Consider the following 15,881-nt stretch of genomic DNA (forward strand, 5'->3'; position numbering starts at 1 on the left):
GCCGTTCGTGGCTGGCTGACGCCCTGGGCCATGCTGCAACGCTACTGGCGCGCCTGGACAGTGAAGCCCCCGCCCACCGAACTCCAGAACCTCATCGACGCCGTCACCACTGGCAGACCTCTTGACCTCTACTGCCCGGATTAACAAACCACCGGTAGGCATGGGGCGTGCCGGGATGAACATGGAGCTCGAGCGGGACGTCGGCGGCCGCCAGCTTCTGCGCGTAGGCGAGGCTCTCGTTCCGCAGGAGATCGAGATCGCCCACCTCGATGTAGGCGGCCGCCAGACCACGGGCGTCGCTCAACCGCGCGGGAGAGGTCGTCTCCGAGGCCGGACCATCGGCGCGGGCGTTCCAGGAGGTCGCGTTCATGCCAGCGGTCCATGCGAGGAAGGGGTCGAGGGCCGAGCTGGCGACCGTGACCCTGTCGTCGAGCATGGGGTACAGCAGTATCTGCTGGGCGATCGTGATTCCACGGTCCCTCGCCAGGACGGCGGCCGACGCCGCGAGCCCCCCGCCCCCGCTGTCACCCATCACGGCGATGCGCGTAGGATCCACCGCCAGTCGGTCTGCTTCCTCAAGCAGCCACAACACCCCAGCGAAAACGTCCTCGCTGAGCTGCTGGCCTTTTCCCTCGGGGGCCACGCGGTAGCCGACCGACAAGATGGGGACGGACGTCTCGGCCACATAGACGCGCATCCTGCGATCGTAGTGATCGAGGGTGCCGGCCACCTGACCGCCTCCGTGAGCGTAGACGACGGCGGAGCCGGGACGGGCGCCACCCTTGCTGTACCAACGGGCCTCGAGCGAGACGTCACCGCCGACGGGGATGGAGACGTCCTCTCGATCGACACCGGCCGGGACGGGCGGCGCGAGCCTACCCATTTCGGTGTACTGGTAATTGATTCGATCGCGTAGTGCCCGCACATCGTTCGCGGGAGGATCGGGCATGCTCAAAAACTCCGGAGGGAGTTGCGCTAGCGCCTGCGCGAGCTGATCGTCGAGACGATAATCGGTCATTGGTGTTCTCCTCAAGACCTGGGTCGCGGCCGGGGCGCGCCCAATAAATTAATGTCGAAGCAGAGCCCGAAGTATGCCCAGGTCATGCCTCCCGCCGCATGCGGTGCCCCGAGCGGCTGAATGGCCCGCAATGCGTCGAACTCGAAAGGCATCGACTTCTTCACTCCATTCACCACAGAGCGAAAGTTCAGGAATTCCGGGCGAGGTTTGCCCGCAGGACCTCTTCGAGATTGAGCTCGACCTCGCGCGTGTGAGCGCCAGCCGCAAGTGCTGCCTTAGCGAGTTCCCCGGAGGCAGGGGTGAATGTTTCCCCGAGGTAGCGGTCCTCCGCGCGCAGTGCATCCTCGAGTGGGCCGTCGGCAGCGTCGATCGCCTTGGTAGCTGCGACGCGGACACCTTCGGGCAGGTTGGCGATGGTCAGTGCGACCCAGTCGACGTAAGCGTCCAGCTCCGCGGCGGGCAAGGCTCGGTTCACCCATCCCCAGCGCTCGGCGGTCGCGGCGTCGATGAGGCCGCCTGTGAGCACGATCTCGAGGGCGCGAGCGCGACCCACGAGACGGGGCAGGTGAGCAGTTGCGCCAGCGCCGGGGACGATGCCCGTAAGGGTCTCAAACTGGCCGAATGCGGCGGTCTCGAGCGCTGCGAAGCGGAGGTCCAGGCTGGAGATCATCTCGGGGCCGCCGCCTCGGGCAAGTCCTGCGACCTTCGCGATGGTGGTCTGGGGCAGACGCCGCCAGCGTTCGTGGAGCCGCATCATCGGGCCGGTTCCGACGAGCGTCTCCTCCGCGATCGGCAGGGCAGCGTACGTCTCAGGGTTCTCGACGAATGTCAGGTCGCCGTGTGCCATGAAGAACTCCGGGTTGGCGCTCTGGACGACGATGACGTGCAGGTCGGGATCGTTCTCGGCCGATGCAGCAACGGCGTCCAGGTCGAGGAGGAGCTGGGCCGTCATGAGGTTGACGGGCGGGACATCGATCGAGACCCACAGCACGCCGCCCTGGCGCTTCAGGTGGAGGGTGGTCAGGGACTGCTCAGGCATGGTTTTCCTTTAATCAGGGGTGGTATTTCTGGTATACCTGGTGCATGACAGGCACTTCAACGAAACCTGGTACCCCTGGAGACCAGGCCGCCCCGGGCAGCATCGTTGGTCCGCAGCGTGAGCTCCTGGATCAGCTCCTCGATAAATGGGGTCAGCTGCTACTGACGTCGCTGTGTCAGCAGCCGCGACGCTTCAACGAGCTCAAGCGAGAACTTGATGGGATCACGCAGAAGTCTTTGACGCAGGCGCTGCGCCGCCTAGAACGCAACGGCCTCGTCGAACGTCAGGTGCTAAAGCAACGTCCCATTGCCGTGGAGTACCGCATCACACCGCTCGGGCGCACTCTCGATAAGCCATTCTTGACCCTTCTTGCATGGACGGCCGATCACCTCGCCGAAGTGGAACAACACAGGGATGCGTACGACCAAGACTCTGACAACCTTTAGCTTGCGGTTCGGTTCGCTACCTCCAGCGCCACCCGTGTCGCTACCGGTAGTTCGTTAGGTTCGGCAGTAGAGGTCAAGGCCGTGTCCGGCGGTTACCGCGTCGATCAGTGCTTGCAGCTCCGAGGGCGGGTCCTTGTCCGTCCAGGCCTGCCACCACCGGTTAAGAGGTCATCTCATGTGGCGAGGCGGCGGTGGCAGATGAGGGTGCAGGCGATGCTGGTGAAGGCCAGGAAGTGCTCCGCCTTGCGTTCGTAGCGGCGGTGCAGGCGGCGGCAGCCGGCGAGCCGGGCCATGGTGCGCTCGATGGTCCAGCGGTGGCGCCCCAGCCGCTGAGAGGACTCGATGCCCTTGCGGGCGATGCGGTGCCGGATGCCGCGCGCGCGGAGCCGTTTCCGCAGGTGGGCGTAGTCGTATCCCTTGTCGCGGTGGAGCTTGGCGGGCTTGCGCCGGCGCGGGCCGCGGCGGGAGCGGACGGGCGGGATGCCGCGCACGAGCGGCTCCACTGCCTGGCTGTCATGGAGGTCGGCGCCGGAGATCCCGACCGAGAGGGGCAGGCCGGCCCGATCCGTGATCAAGTGGATCTTCGAGCCTTTCTCGCCTCGATCCACAGGATTCGGCCCCGTCAGGTCCCCCCTTTCATGGCCCGCACGGTCACCGAGTCGATCGCGCAGCGCGACCAGTCCAGCTTGCCGTGCGCGCCGAGCTCGTCCAGCACCAGGCGGTGCAGCTTGGCCCGCACCCGGGCCTTGGTCCACTCGGTGAACCGCCGGTGGGCCGTCGGACCGGAAGGGCCGAACGACGGCGGAAGCTGCCGCCAGGTACAGCCCGAGGCCGCCACGAACACGATCGCCGCCAGGACCTCCCGGTCCCCGTACCGGCGCCGGCCGCCACCCTGCGGCCGAGTCGGAGCCGGTGGCACCACCCGCTGGAACAACTCCCACAGCTCATCCGGAACCAAGCGCTCGACGATCCCCATAGCACCAGATTACCGAGCAACCCAAATGAGACGACGTCTAAGTGCGGGCTTCAGCCGCCCGAACATGACCTGTGCCATGTCATGAACGCCGTCCTGTACTACGTGGACCGCACCGGCGTGCCCTGGCCCTGTCTGCCGCACGACTTCCCACCCCACCAGGCCGTCTACGGATTCCTTCGTCGCGAATCTGCGTGCCGGCCGGCTTCGGGATGAGGCGGGTGGCCGCTTGCTGCTATGGCGCGTTCGAGGCCGTCTGCGGTGACGCCCATGCGGGGCTTTCCTTCCTTGATCGCCTGTGCGGGCCGCTGAGCGCCTTACGGATCATTCGGCGGGGGGGTTTCCCCGCCGGAGCGGTGATCGTCGGCGAGAGGGGCGCTCAGCGGCTTTCTCGGGGGCGGTGCGGGCGTGTAGGTTCTCAACCCCGATGTCATGCGAATGACCACGTGACCAGCTGCTTGGAGCCGTTCTCAAACGGATGACACAGCTCCGGATTCTCAGGGTCGTGACAGATCCTCGCGATCGCGGTGCTGCCTCAGGATGCGGTCGACCGGCGCTCGCAGGGCGGGTGAGGTCAGTTTCAGGTCGCGGTTGTCGCGGCCGCTGAGCATGTGGTCGAGCCAGCGTTCGTACCAGGCCAGGAAGTCGGTGGCCGACGAGACGTTGGGGCCCCAGAAGCCGTCGGCGTTTCCGGTGACGACGCGGCCGGCCAGGGGACCTGTGATGCCGAGAAGCACCAGGTCGGTGCACCCTGCCTCGATGATGTGCAGGAAAAGGTCACTTCGGTAAGGCGGGCCGCCGGAAAACGTGAACCCCCGAGGGCGGCCGGACTCGCCTCGGGGGTCCATCGTGAACAGTCGGCATGACTGCAACGACAGCAGGCCGCAGAACGGCGATGCTCCGCCCCCGCCCAGTGTGGTCAGGAATCTGCGGTAAGGATCGGGCAGTTCGATGTGGTGGTCGGCCTCGAACTCGGCGACCTTCGCGTCCGGCAATGGGGGCTTGAGGCGGAATCCGTGCTTCTCTTCACCGAAGGAGTAGCTTCGCAGCGCGGCATAGGGCACCTTGGCGAGCTTGCGTCGGATGCGGGCGATTCGGGAGTCCATGCGAACTCTTCTCTCTGTCCTCCCGCAAACTACCTGCTCACCGGCAGGGGTGTCACCAATGGATGGTGTCCTGCGGCGTGGTGTAGCAGCGATCTTCGCAGGAGCGGCTTCAGTGCTTGCCCCTCGGCATGAGTCGCCGATCATCTGTGCCGACGAGACAGGCTGACGGCCCGTCGGGCCGTGCTGACTGCGGATACCTCTGATTGCCAGTGCGACCTGCAGCTCTGTGCTTGATCGCTGGTACACCACATGAGGGGACACGGCCCTCTGACGTCGTGATCACACCAGCCACCACAAGATCGGTTCATGATGCCCGGCACAACATCGTGATCCTCTGTCTCCCGCCCCGCGCAGGCCAAGCCGAATCCTGTAGCAACGCCCGAACTCGGTCTCTACAGTCAACGCATGGCCACAGAGGACGAGCTCCCCGGTCACCCCGACATCGCCGCGATGCTCACCGACCAGACGAGCGCGTGCAAGGCAGCACGCGACGCCATCGCCAGCGGCGGTGAGGTACAGGTCTGGGACAGGGCGGCGCCCCACTGGATGGTTTACGGCATCGCCGCAACGAGACTGAGGCGGTCGTTGAAGCGTGGCCTGCCGAAGACCATCGGCCTCGACGAGGCCGTTGAGATCCTCGCGCGGCACCGCGGCGAGCAACTGTGCACTGGGAGCATCCTCGCAGCAGACCGGTCCTGGTTCTTCACTCTGTACTTCGACGCCACCGGGACTGAGCTCTTGGCGTGCAGCGGTGTCAAACGCTCTCCGAGGCCCAGCACGAAGGACTCCGTCGAGCCCTGAGCTGATCCGCATCCGCGAGGAGCAGGTCGTGTAGGCAGGCAATGCCGAATCATCTCAACTGCGTCCAGGTGTTGCGGGACAAGCCTTACTGAGTTTTTCGTTAGTTCTGTGGTGCTTGGGGATGAATGGTCAGGCCGGTGTGGGTGAGGAAGGACCATGGGAGTTGCTCGCTGGAGCAGACTCGGTGAATGCCGCGTTCGGCTGCGTCAGCGACATCGGCGAGGTGGTCGCCGGCGAGGTTGGCGAGCTCGCGGGTTCTGATGGCCGACCACAGCAGTTCAACCGGGTTGAGTTCGGGTGCATAGGCCGGCAGCCGCTCGAGGGTGAGCCAGTCCTGCTCGGCCACCCAGGCCCGCATGCCCCGGCTCCAGTGGGCGGACAGCCCGTCCCATACCAACACCACCGGCTCACCGGCGTAGAAGGTCTTGATCTGTTCCAGCACCTCGATCAGGGAAGTGGTGTCGTAGCTGCCCGGCTTGAGGTGGAAACACAGCCGCGGGCCGCGTTCGGGGTCGGCGGCGTGATAGCCCAGCGCGGCGGCCATCCCGAGGTACGCGCGGATGCCGCTGCGCAAGTTCAACGGCGGGCGGCCTTGGCGGCCCAGCAGTGGGGGCAGCGGCAGCGGTAGGCCCTCGCGGTGCCGTGCTCGAGGTCGGGGTCGCAGCCCGCCCTCAGGGCCAGGGCGCGGCCCCAGGCGGGTGCGTGGCGGCCGTAGCTACGGGCGCGGTTGACGCTGATGCCGAGGTCGACGCAGACGTCGCTGATGTGCTCGCCGCTGACGATCCGACCCAGCAGGGCAGCGCGAGCGGCGGGTGGGAAGCATGCCTCCGAGGAGCGGTGCCGCACCCGGCACTCCTCGCAACGGCCGGTACCGGGCACGGGGATGCCGCGATGACGGCAGCGCCGAGAGGCGGAGGGCGGACATGAGGGATCTGCTCCTCCCTGCGGGCAGGCCCTACACATCTGTCTCTCACCTTTCACCGACACTCAGCGCCAGCCTTTCAGTACGACCTCGGCGCCCCGTCTTCAGCACCCTCAACAAACCGCTAGGCCAAACGCACTGTGAACAAAACGCCGAACCACTGAAAAATCAGTGCTGAACATCACGTTCAACAGTGAAGAACGCATTACGCCCACTAGTGAAATGTACGCAGATTCACAGGCGTGCTATTTTCTTTTATGCGGTCGGCGATGGTTCAACCGAATGAGGTCTTCTGGCCCTATTGAAGAGGACGGTTGGAGTGCTTCGCCATGCTGTGGGAGTGGAATCATGGAAGTGGAAGGAGTAAGACAGTTCCCCTTCTCCTTCCCTGGATGGTGAGGTGCATTCCAGCGGTGAGCCTGACATCTTCGACCGCCGGTATCCTCGCCGCCGGGAGGGCCGCGATGGAGTCGACACCATTGCGGCTGTGGCCGGGAGCGGTGGGCTGGCTGCACGTCCGTCAGGAGGTATGCGGACGCCTCCCGCCAGGACTGCCCAGTTGGGGGCCGGGCGTGCGGTGCGTTCGCCCCCGCCGTGCGCAGGGGTCCCGCCCCCGGATATCTCCTGCGCACGGCACTGCAGACGTGATCAGCTGCCGGTGGCCAGGGCCGTGGTTGTTGTGCTCGTGTGCCCGGCGATCGTGGTCGCGAAATGCGTCTTCCGGTCCTTGGCATAGCGGCTGGCTGGTGTCGGCGGTCCGCTCAGAATTATGGGTGTCAGCCTTCGGATCGTGGCTCGGATAGGGACTTTCGGCCCTATCGTATAGGCCGCTTGTGCCACCTTTACGCTTGCTGTGGGGTGGCATTATGGAAGTGGAAGGAAGGTCCTCCTCCTTCCCCCGGGGACGGTGGGCGAGATCCGGTGGCGAGCCTGCCTCTTCGTTACCAGATTCTTCGCTCACCGGGAGAGCTCCGATGGAGTCGGCGCTATTGGGGCTGCAGCCGGGACGTGGGCGAGCGGCTGGTTGCGTGCCCGTGCCGGTCAATCCCACGGGCACCTCCCATAGGGCTGCACCAGCGCGAAGCGGGTGTATCAGGTGTTTCTTGCTTTCTTGCGGTTTTCCCGCCGGGAAGGTGCACGCTCAGTCGGTACGTGTTCTGGCTGGGCTTGGTTCGCGGTGCCGTCAGTCGAGCAGGACGATCAGTGTGACCGTGGTTCCGGCCGCGCCGTTCGTGAGGGTGAGATCGTCCACGAACGCCCGGGCGAGTTGCAGTCCACGACCGCCCTCTTCTTCGCCCGGCGGGTGGGGTGCGCACGGATCCGGGTGGGCCAGCCCGGGGCCCTGGTCGACGATGGTGCAGCGCAGTGCGGCATCTGTCCGGTTCAGTTCGAGGTGGCCTCGGCCGCCGCCGTGCACGACGGCGTTGGTGGCGATCTCGTTCACCGCCAGCACGAACTCGTCGAGCCGGGCAGGGCACAGGCCGGCTGTCCGGGCGTGGCGGGCGACTTGGCGTCGCAGCTTTGCGAGGTCGGAGGCTGCGAAGAAGGTTTTGAGGACCATGTGGTCCGCCCGGGGGGCAGTAGCGCCGTTGACGTGCTTTTTTTGTGCGGTGGTGCTGTTGTGCTCTTGTGCGGAGCTGGGGCTTTCCCCGATGCCGGGATCATGGTTGCGGTCAGGGATCACGGTACGAAGCACTCCTCTTGTACCACTAGGTGCGGTATTGCCGAGGCGTTGCTCAACCGCAGCAGCTGGTTGTGTATCGGCAGGCAGCGGATGGTCAGGAGCTGGCTGGCGGGCCGTCGGTGGGCGAGCCGTACGATCGTGCGGGCGCTGTGGCCGTCCATGAAGCACAGCTCGCACAGGTCCAGAACGGTGATGCGGTCCAGGCCGGTCAGGGCGTCGGCCAGGGTGGTGTCGAAGGCGTCGCGCGTGGTGAGGTCGGCCTCGCCGGCGGCCCACAGCTGGGTGCCGACCCGGGTGAACTCCAGCGCGTCCAGGCGGGACAGCACCTTCTTGGAATGAGCCCGGCCGATGCGCTGCAGCAGGTGTTCGTCGAAGAGGCGCTGGTCGTACTCGCACACGGCGGTGAGGTTGATGTCGGCGAGCACCGCCGACAGCCGGCTCTCGTACTCCACCAGCACGTCGTGATCGACACCAGGACCAGCGGCCCATCCCATGTCGGCCATGATGCGTACCCCTGTGAAGCCCTGTGTCCTGGCCCTTGTCGTCGGCTCCAGCCAGAACCGGATGCGGGCGTCGGGATCCAGGCCGCGCCGCGGGTCGAACCCGGCGATCTCCGTGCACACGAGCAGCTGCCCGGCCGCGAGCGCCGAATCGACGGCCGGCCCGCACTCGGTGAACCGCGCCATAACGTCGTAAACTGTGGTGGCCGGGTCGGTGTACAGCACCACCTGCTCGCCGCGCGCCAGCCCCTGCTCCACGTAGGCGGCCCGCACCTGCCAACGACATGCCTGATCGTCGAACATCAAACAGGCATGATCCCCGCCGGATACGCGCAGAGCCGAGACCGGCCGGGCGAAAGCGCTGGCGTCCATACCCCCAAATCTAGAGCCGCCCCACCGCGTCAAGGCCACGGCGACCACAAGTGCCTGGTTCGCCGGCATACGGGCCCGAACCGGTGCGGGAGATGCTTCCCACGGCGCAGCGCCCTTCGTAACTGTTCGGCATGGTTGCCGGGAAGCGCGCCCGTCCGCAAGAAGAAGTCAGCTCCCGCATGACGCACACACCCCTTCCTGCGCTCCGAGCGGCTGCCGACCATGCGGCGGAGGCCAGCCGCCCCTCCGCCCAGCGCGCGGAGGCTTCGCCGACGCGCCAGAAGGCCCCTCTCGCGCCCCGACCCCCCTGGGCAGCCGCTCGCCACGGTCCCGCCCGCCCTTTTTTCTGCGGGTGGGGCGGTGGCGAGGGGGTGCCCAGGGGGATGTCAGACCTGCAGACCACGCGAAAAAGGCAGTCTGACCTGCGAAAACGCGTGGGGCGGGCGGACGTGAGGTGCAACAGCTGTCGTAAGAGCTATCGCAACCAAGTATCGCAACAGCTAACGCAACCAGACCACGGCCCCGGCCCGTCAGGGGCCTTCACGGCCCGCACGGGGCGTAGGAATTGCGCGCTCCTCTCCTGTCTTCTGCGCGCAGCACAGGCCCGGTGACCTGCGCTGAGGTATCCGGTGGAGGGGGTCGGGGCGTACCGAGCGGGGCGGTTGGGGTGCCGTGGTCGGCAGGGTCGTGTTCCGCGGGTGGCGTGCTGGAGGTGTCCTACCAAGTTCAGCTGGTCAGTGGAGAAACCTTGTCCTCCATGAGTCTGTCGCTTGTGGTCACGCAGGGCACGGCCGACGTCCAGGTCCAGCCGGTCGAACCCGGCGAGTAGCCAGGGCAGATCGACCACCACCCGCGAACACCGGCGACAGGTCCACGACCTCCTCGACCAGGGCGTCGGCCTGCTCGCGTGCGCCCGCCGTCTGGGCGTGTCGCTCAACACCGTCAAGCGCTACGCCCGCCACAGCGAGCCGGACCGCATGGTCCGCGCCCCGTCCACCGGGCCTGCCCGGCCGACCCCTACCGCGACCATCTGCGCAGCCACCGCACCGCGGACCCGGCCGTCCTTGTCACCCATATGCTGGCGGAGATCCGGGAACAGGGCTGCACCGACAGCGCCAGCCTCCTGGTCCGCTCCATCGACCAAGGACGCGTCGAGGCCGACCACGCCGCCCTGTCACCCCGCAAGGCCACCGGCCTGCTCACCCGCCGCCCCGACCACCTCGACCAGGACCAGCGCGCCCTGCGTGACCGGCTCACCGGAGCCTGCCCCGAGACGACCGTGCCGGCCGACCAGCTCCGTACCTTCGCCGAGCTGCCGGCTCCGCACGAGGACAACGCCGGGAAGCTGACGGCCTGGATCAACCGGACTCGCGGTGCTGACCTGCCGTTTCTGCACTCCTTCGCCACCGGACTGGAGCGCGACCGCGCCGCAGTCGATGCCGCCCTCACCCTGCCCTGGCACAACGGCCGGACCGAAGGAGCCAACACAAAGATCAAGTTACTCAAGCGTCTGATGTACGGCCGCGCCGGCCACCGCCTCCTGCGCCGGATCGTCCTGCTCAACTGAAGCCCGGCCCGGACGACCAATGCCTACGAAAATCTTAAGAGCCGAACGATTTACAGTCCCTTTGTCGATAACTGCGGGAGGCGCCTGGTGACCGGATTTGACGGTGTCATTCGGTTTTGACGGCAGTCAGGGCCTTGCGCTGGGGCGTTCCTTGTGCTTCTCCCGGCTGTATCGGTGCGCGCCGTTGGTCGGCGGGTGGGGAGGGGCGGGTGGTTAGCCGGTGGGGCCGGGTTGTACGGGGGCGTGCGGGGAGGTGCCGGGCGGGGTGAGGGCCTCGGCGATGCCGGTGTTCGGGGCGGTGTCGTATCCGGCGTGGAAGGCGGTCTGGTAGGCGTCGTTGCCGAGGAGGCGGCGGGCGGTGTCCTCGCACGCGGTGCGGGCGGTGACGAGTTCGGGTGAGCCCATCTGCGGAGTGCCGAGGGTGTGCCAGATCTGCTCGGCGAGGCCGAGGAGGCGGGCGGCCTGTTCGGTATGGCCGGAGGCGACGGCTGCGGAGGCGAGCACGTCGAGGGTCATGGCGATGCCGACGCTGTCGTGCAGGCGGTGTTTGCCGTCCAGGGCGGTGCGGGCATGGGCCGCGGCTTCCTCCGCCCGTCCCAGCCCGAGTGCGGCGAGGGCGCGCAGGTAGTCGCCCCAGGCGCGCATCCAGGTCTCGCCGCGCCGGGCGCACTCGGCACACAGCTCCTCGGCTACGGCCAGGGCGTCGGCGAACTGCCCGAAGAGGACGTGGACGAAGGCCCGGGTGGCCCGCAGGAGGAACCACGCCGCGTCGTACCGCCCGCCGGCCGGCCGGGTGTGCGGCACCGCGTCGAGCACCTCGGCCGCCTGCGCCGGCCGGCCGTGCACCGCGAGAGCGGCGCCCTCCAGATAGGCGGCGGCGCACCCGGCGCTGGCGTCGGCTTCCCCGGCCACGGCCGCCCGGAAGTCGTCGGCGAGGCGGAGGCTGGTCGCGGTGTCGCCCAGGTTGATGGCGGTGTGACCGCAGGTCCACAGGGCCTTGGCGCGGGCCGGTCCGGCAGCGGTGTCCAGGGCCAGGGCCCGGTCCAGGTAATGGCGGCCCTCCTGGGCGAAGCCGCAGGCGTACCAGAAGAACCACAGCGCCCCGGCCAGCTCCAGCGCCGCGTGCCCGTCCCGTTCGGCGAGGCAGTGGTCGAGCGCGACCCGCAGGTTGGCGTGATCGGCGACCGTCCGCTCGTACCAGGCCACCTGGTCCGGCCCGATCCAGGCGGCATCGGCGGCCCGGGCCCGGGCCAGGTAGTGGTCGCGATGGCGGCGGCGCAGCACCTCCTCCTCGCCCAGACCGCGCAGCCAGAAGGCGCCGTAGTCGCGGAGGGTGTCCAGCATCCGGTACCGCTTTCCGGCTCCGGTGGGCACCCACTGAAGGATCGAGTCCCGCACCAGGGCGGCCAGGAGACGGGGAACGTCCTGGGCCGGCAGGTGCTTATCGGCCAGCACTTCGCTCGCCGCCTCGGCGTCGAAGCCCCCGGCGAACACCGACAGCCGGGCCCAGGCCAGGCGTTCGGCCGGGGTGCACAGCTGATGGCTCCAGCCGATCGCGGTGCGCAGCGCCTGATGCCAGGGCGGATCGGCATCCAGGTCCTCGGTCTCGGTGTTGCCGAGGACGGCGTAGCGGTCGTCCAGCCGCTTGTTCAGCTCGGCCACAGGCATCTCCCGCAGGCGGGCCGCGGCCAGCTCCAGGGCCAGCGGCAGCCCTTCCAGGCGGCGGCACAGGGCGGCCAGTTCGGTCCGGTTGGCGTCGGTGACGGCGAAGCCGGGCACGGCCTCGGCGGCCCGGTCGGCCAGCAGCACCAGCGCGTCGGCCGCAGCGTCGTCCATCCCGGGGAGGGGCAGCGGGACGAGAGGGAAGACCTCCTCGGCGGCCAGGGCGAGCGGGCGGCGGCTGGTGGCCAGGATGCGCAGGCCCGGTGCGGCGATGAGCAGCGAGGCCGCGAACCCCCGGCAGTCCTGGACGAGGTGCTCGCAGGTGTCCCAGACGAGCAGGGTCTCCCGGCCGGCCAGGTGTTCGGCGACCACCTTCCGCATCGGCCGGGTCGTCTGGTCGGCCAGCGCCAGCGCCTCGGCGACCGCATACGGCAGCGCGCTCCCGTCGCGCAGCGGCGACAGCTCCACCCACCACGCCCCGTCCGCGAACGACGGCTGCAGCTCGGCCGCCACCCGCCGGGCCAGCCGGGTCTTGCCCACGCCCCCGGCCCCGGTCACCGTCACCAGCCGGGACCGCCCGCACAGCCGGGCCAGCTGAGCCAGCTCTGCCCGCCGCCCGACCAGCCGGCCCGTCTCCTCCGGCAGGTTTCCCACCCGCCGCTCCCCTGCCACCGCGACCGCCCCTCTCCCGCTGCGGCTTTCCGTCCGCGAGGCCTTGGTGGTAGCAGAGGGCCGCACCCGCCCGCAGGGCTTCGGCCGTTCGGCCCGCGGCCCGCCACCGGCAGTGAGAGAGTGCTGCCTGCCCGCCCGCGACGGCGGGAAGGCAGCGTTCGTCCGAGGGAAGACTGTGATGCGCGCGAACCGCGCCCGGCCGCTGCCGGCACGGATGGCCCAGGCACATCTCGCCCTGGCCGTGCGCGCCCACCCCGCCGACGGTGCCCGGCAAGGGGGCGATGTGCACGCCGCCGTCCCCACGCCGGTCGGGCCCCGCCTCCTCCTGGGCGACGTCAAGGGCCACGGCCCCACCGCCGCCCCACTGGCCGCCGCCGTCCTCGCCGTCTTCCGCCACACCGCCGCCGAGGCCGACGACCTCACCCTGCTCCTCCTCCAGCCGGCCCCGCCCTGACCACCGTGGCCAGGGCCTGGTACGCCGGGCAACCAACAACGGCAGCCGGCCCCAGCGCCGCCGACCCGATCCGGACCCACACCGATCGCGTGGACCACAGACCACCCAGCGGCAAGACCGGGTCGCCGCGCCGGGCGCCAGCACCAAGATCAGCGCGCCAAGGAACCCCGCGGCAGCCCGCCCATGCGAAGCGACCTCCCCGCACACACGAGCGACATCAGAAGTCATCGATCCTGATCTTCAGCAACCCGCTGAAACGCCTCCCGAAGCCATCGACGAACGCCTCCGCGAGAAACCGACACAGCCAGCCGGGCGGTGCTCGGTGTTCCACCAGGCCACCCAGTCCAGCAGCACCTTCACGAAGTCGGCGTACGGCAGCAGCTCCTCCACCGGATCGGGCCGGTACACCTCCGCGGGCCGGGCGCGGCGCGTGTACCCCGGCAGGGAGACGAGCAGCATCTCCTCCACGGCACCGTTCAGCGCCTCCACCGTGCCCTTGCGGTAGGGCTTGTAGGCCGGCAGATCATCTACCCGGACAGCGAAACCGCCCAGAGCCCGCGACACCGCCTTGGGCAGGAAGTCCTTGCCCCGGTCCACCCGCACCCGGCCCGGCAGGCCCCCGAACGGCCCGTAGGGGTCGGCCCGGCTGATCCCCGTGCGCAGCGCGGCCAGGACCGCGTCCCGGGCCGGCTGATGCGGGGTGACCGCCACCCCCACGATCACTTTCGACGCGACGTCGATGAACCACGTCACCCACGGACACACCACCGCCCCGTCCAGGCTGAGCCCGTCGTGATCTGGAGCCGGGACGGCGAGTACGAGACCATCCCCACGGGCACGGCCGAATTCATCGAAGGCTGGACCACCCGACACCTAAGCTCCCGCCTCATCGGCGGTATGGAGCCGGACCTCGCCCCCTGGTTCAACTCCTTCCGCCCACGCACCCACCGATGCCTCCGTCTGTCCGAAGGCCCCCTGCCCCACCACGAACGCCTGCGCCTACTCCGTAACTCCTTGGCCCCCGCCACAGACCGCGGAGCCTGGCGAACAGAAGACGGCCAGTCAGGACAGGACCACTTCGCAACCACCGACACCGACTGGCACCTGACCTACGACATGGCCAACCCCCACCAAATTCGCGTCAGCCACCCACCACACGACCACGAAGCGGTTCACCAGCGCCTGTCCACCGCCATCCGCCTCATGGGCTGCGACATCCTCACCATCACCACCGCGGCCGGGACCCCCCCCTGGCCACCTGGAACACCCACACCGACGAAGACGAACCCCGGTGACACCCCCCTTCCACGGTCACCATCGCTTGAAGACAGGACCACCGACAGGCGAACACGCAGCGGAACAAAAGCGATGCGCCAGTACCCAGAACACCACGCCCACGACAAGCCCACCCCTCGAACGCCTACGGACTCAGCGCCACACACACGCCCACATCAGCGGCACTCCGCAGCACCGAAACGACGCCACCCCTTCAGCACACCCACAACATCCCGGCACGTCACCAGGTCACACGACACAACACCCACTGAAAACGAAACACCGAACCACTGAAGAACCACCACCGAGCATCACCACGGCCGTGCTGAGCACGGCGGCGGCTGCCGCGATCAGCGGTAACTGCCATTTCGCACGGCGGTGCTGGGCGCTGCGTTCGGCCGCGCGCAGGGTCTCGCCTCTGCGGCGGGCGCAAGTCAGGGGCCTTTGAGCAATCAGCGCGGGGGCGGCGGCATTCCTCGTACGTCAGGCCAGTGCTGAGCCTGCGGGTGTGAAGAACGACAGGAGCGCCGAGACGAAGGCGTCGGGTGCCTCCTCAGGCACATAGTGCCCGCATCCCTCGATCACGAGCTCCTTCACATCGCTGGCGACGCGGCGTACGTCGCCCGCGACGCCGGCTCCGCGGAAGGCGGCGCCCCCGACCGCCAGCACAGGCATCGTCAGAGGGGCGTGCGTCCGCGCCTGGTTCTGGGTGATCGTCACGTCCAGGGCCCGGTAGTACTGGAAGCTGGCATGCAGCGCGCCGGACCGGCGAAGCGCCTCGATGTAGACGTCGACGACGTCCGAGGGCATCGCGTCGGGTGTGGCGCCCTTGGCGGCGAACTGATCGCGGAAGTAGAGGTCCTCGCGTCCCTCGACGAGCTTCTCGTTGACCGCCGGCAGTCGGTTGAACATGAAGTGCCAGGTGGCCTCGACCGCGCGGGTGGCCGGGGGCGTGGCGCTCGGGTCGTCGGAGATGCCAGGCAGGGCAGCTTCGGCCAGCACGAGTTGGGTGACGCGCGAGGGGTGATCGCTGGCCAGGGCGTAGGCGAGCATCATGCCCACGTCGTGGCCCACCAGCCGGAAGTCCTCGTGGCCCAGGGCGGTCATGAGCCGGGCGAGGTCCTGTGCCGCGGTGACGCTGTCATACCCCGTCTCCGGTTTGTCGGAGCGTCCCACTCCGCGGGGATCGACCGCGATCACCGTGAAGTGCTCGGAGAGCGGGAGCATCACCTTGCGCCACTGCCACCAGAACTGCGGCCAGCCACCCACCAGCAGCAGCGCGGGCCCTGAACCGCCCGAGACGGCGTGCAGGGAGATGTCGCCCAGGTCGTAGCGGTTGCTCTGGAACCGTTCGCCGAACCCGGTCGGCAGGTCGGGCATCGCCGTTACG

General features: G+C 68.4%; 15 protein-coding genes and 1 pseudogene. 5 read left to right on the top strand and 11 right to left on the bottom strand.

All coding sequences use genetic code 11. From position 1 onward, the window contains the following. Positions 1–103: 103 nt before the first annotated feature. The gene (locus IE271_RS35390; protein WP_190194578.1) at positions 104–1,018 is read right to left on the bottom strand and encodes an alpha/beta hydrolase fold domain-containing protein; all 915 of its coding nucleotides are present in this window, start codon (positions 1,016–1,018) and stop codon (positions 104–106) included. A 187-nt stretch (positions 1,019–1,205) separates the two neighbouring features. Continuing rightward, positions 1,206–2,057, bottom strand: a complete 852-nt coding sequence (locus tag IE271_RS35395) for an enoyl-CoA hydratase/isomerase family protein (protein WP_190194579.1) — start codon at positions 2,055–2,057, stop codon at positions 1,206–1,208. A gap of 44 nt (positions 2,058–2,101) precedes the next feature. Between IE271_RS35395 and IE271_RS35400 the strand changes: the two genes are divergently transcribed. Next, a complete protein-coding gene (locus IE271_RS35400) occupies positions 2,102–2,503 on the top strand; it encodes a winged helix-turn-helix transcriptional regulator (RefSeq protein WP_190194580.1) in 402 nt (133 codons plus the stop codon). Between the two features lie 173 nt (positions 2,504–2,676). On the opposite strand, the gene IE271_RS35405 is transcribed toward IE271_RS35400, so the two are convergent. Next, positions 2,677–3,479, bottom strand: a protein-coding gene (locus tag IE271_RS35405; RefSeq protein WP_190194581.1) for an IS5 family transposase whose coding sequence is annotated in 2 segments (ribosomal slippage) — positions 2,677–3,131 and positions 3,131–3,479 — 804 coding nt in all. Because the reading frame shifts where the segments join, the coding sequence is not laid out codon by codon here. Between IE271_RS35405 and IE271_RS44095 the strand changes: the two are divergent. Further along, positions 3,450–3,653: pseudogene (locus tag IE271_RS44095) on the top strand (transposase); the annotation flags it as partial. The gene IE271_RS35405 and the pseudogene IE271_RS44095 overlap by 30 nt on opposite strands. Before the next feature lie 320 nt (positions 3,654–3,973). Here the strand turns inward: IE271_RS44095 and IE271_RS35415 are convergent. After that, positions 3,974–4,582 carry an SMI1/KNR4 family protein gene (locus IE271_RS35415; RefSeq protein ID WP_190194582.1) on the bottom strand — a complete coding sequence of 203 codons (609 nt, stop codon included), beginning with the start codon at positions 4,580–4,582 and terminating at the stop codon, positions 3,974–3,976. 405 nt (positions 4,583–4,987) lie between these two features. On the opposite strand from IE271_RS35415, the gene IE271_RS35420 reads away from it, so the two are divergent. Beyond that, positions 4,988–5,383, top strand: a complete 396-nt coding sequence (locus tag IE271_RS35420) for a hypothetical protein (protein ID WP_190194583.1) — start codon at positions 4,988–4,990, stop codon at positions 5,381–5,383. A 100-nt stretch (positions 5,384–5,483) separates the two neighbouring features. Here IE271_RS35420 and IE271_RS35425 read toward each other — a convergent pair whose 3' ends face one another. The 4 genes from IE271_RS35425 to IE271_RS35440 form a co-directional block, all read right to left on the bottom strand. Then, positions 5,484–5,963: a transposase gene (locus IE271_RS35425; RefSeq protein ID WP_229919781.1), complete on the bottom strand. Its 480-nt coding sequence runs from the start codon at positions 5,961–5,963 to the stop codon at positions 5,484–5,486. Continuing rightward, positions 5,960–6,229, bottom strand: a complete 270-nt coding sequence (locus tag IE271_RS35430) for a hypothetical protein (RefSeq protein ID WP_190194584.1) — start codon at positions 6,227–6,229, stop codon at positions 5,960–5,962. Before IE271_RS35430 ends, IE271_RS35425 begins: the two co-directional genes overlap by 4 nt. 1,259 nt (positions 6,230–7,488) lie before the next feature. Further along, positions 7,489–7,989, bottom strand: coding sequence for an ATP-binding protein (locus tag IE271_RS35435; RefSeq protein WP_190194585.1), 501 nt, complete (start codon positions 7,987–7,989; stop codon positions 7,489–7,491). Further along, positions 7,986–8,795, bottom strand: a complete 810-nt coding sequence (locus IE271_RS35440; protein ID WP_190194586.1) for an MEDS domain-containing protein — start codon at positions 8,793–8,795, stop codon at positions 7,986–7,988. The genes IE271_RS35435 and IE271_RS35440 overlap by 4 nt, the downstream gene beginning before the upstream one ends. 1,141 nt (positions 8,796–9,936) lie before the next feature. On the opposite strand from IE271_RS35440, the gene IE271_RS35445 reads away from it, so the two are divergent. After that, complete coding sequence (locus IE271_RS35445) at positions 9,937–10,428, top strand: transposase (RefSeq protein ID WP_190194587.1); 492 nt, start codon at positions 9,937–9,939, stop codon at positions 10,426–10,428. Positions 10,429–10,641: 213 nt separating this feature from the next. Here the strand turns inward: IE271_RS35445 and IE271_RS35450 are convergent, their stop codons facing one another. Continuing rightward, on the bottom strand, positions 10,642–12,744 hold the full coding sequence (locus IE271_RS35450) for an ATP-binding protein (protein ID WP_190194588.1): 2,103 nt from the start codon (positions 12,742–12,744) through the stop codon (positions 10,642–10,644). A 196-nt stretch (positions 12,745–12,940) separates the two neighbouring features. Between IE271_RS35450 and IE271_RS35455 the strand changes: the two genes are divergently transcribed. Continuing rightward, positions 12,941–13,216: a hypothetical protein gene (locus tag IE271_RS35455; protein ID WP_190194589.1), complete on the top strand. Its 276-nt coding sequence runs from the start codon at positions 12,941–12,943 to the stop codon at positions 13,214–13,216. A gap of 240 nt (positions 13,217–13,456) precedes the next feature. Here IE271_RS35455 and IE271_RS35460 read toward each other — a convergent pair whose 3' ends face one another. Both IE271_RS35460 and IE271_RS35465 read right to left on the bottom strand, forming a co-directional pair. Beyond that, positions 13,457–14,089 (bottom strand): TnsB C-terminal domain-containing protein, encoded by a 633-nt coding sequence (locus IE271_RS35460; RefSeq protein ID WP_506005296.1) that lies wholly within the window; start codon positions 14,087–14,089, stop codon positions 13,457–13,459. An 885-nt stretch (positions 14,090–14,974) separates the two neighbouring features. Next, positions 14,975–15,871 (bottom strand): alpha/beta fold hydrolase, encoded by an 897-nt coding sequence (locus IE271_RS35465; protein WP_229919783.1) that lies wholly within the window; start codon positions 15,869–15,871, stop codon positions 14,975–14,977. Positions 15,872–15,881: the final 10 nt, after the last annotated feature.

The organism is Streptomyces minutiscleroticus, assembly GCF_014650875.1.
In the GTDB taxonomy this organism is placed as follows: Bacteria; Actinomycetota; Actinomycetes; order Streptomycetales; family Streptomycetaceae; genus Streptomyces; species Streptomyces minutiscleroticus.

Bases quoted from the DNA above. Each gene is read 5' to 3' on its own strand.
- IE271_RS35390 (WP_190194578.1), bottom strand. From the start codon at position 1,018: ATGACCGATTATCGTCTCGACGATCAGCTCGCGCAGGCGCTAGCGCAA.
- IE271_RS35395 (WP_190194579.1), bottom strand. From the start codon at position 2,057: ATGCCTGAGCAGTCCCTGACCACCCTCCACCTGAAGCGCCAGGGCGGC.
- IE271_RS35400 (WP_190194580.1), top strand. From the start codon at position 2,102: ATGACAGGCACTTCAACGAAACCTGGTACCCCTGGAGACCAGGCCGCC.
- IE271_RS35415 (WP_190194582.1), bottom strand. From the start codon at position 4,582: ATGGACTCCCGAATCGCCCGCATCCGACGCAAGCTCGCCAAGGTGCCC.
- IE271_RS35420 (WP_190194583.1), top strand. From the start codon at position 4,988: ATGGCCACAGAGGACGAGCTCCCCGGTCACCCCGACATCGCCGCGATG.
- IE271_RS35445 (WP_190194587.1), top strand. From the start codon at position 9,937: ATGCTGGCGGAGATCCGGGAACAGGGCTGCACCGACAGCGCCAGCCTC.
- IE271_RS35455 (WP_190194589.1), top strand. From the start codon at position 12,941: ATGCGCGCGAACCGCGCCCGGCCGCTGCCGGCACGGATGGCCCAGGCA.
- IE271_RS35465 (WP_229919783.1), bottom strand. From the start codon at position 15,871: ATGCCCGACCTGCCGACCGGGTTCGGCGAACGGTTCCAGAGCAACCGC.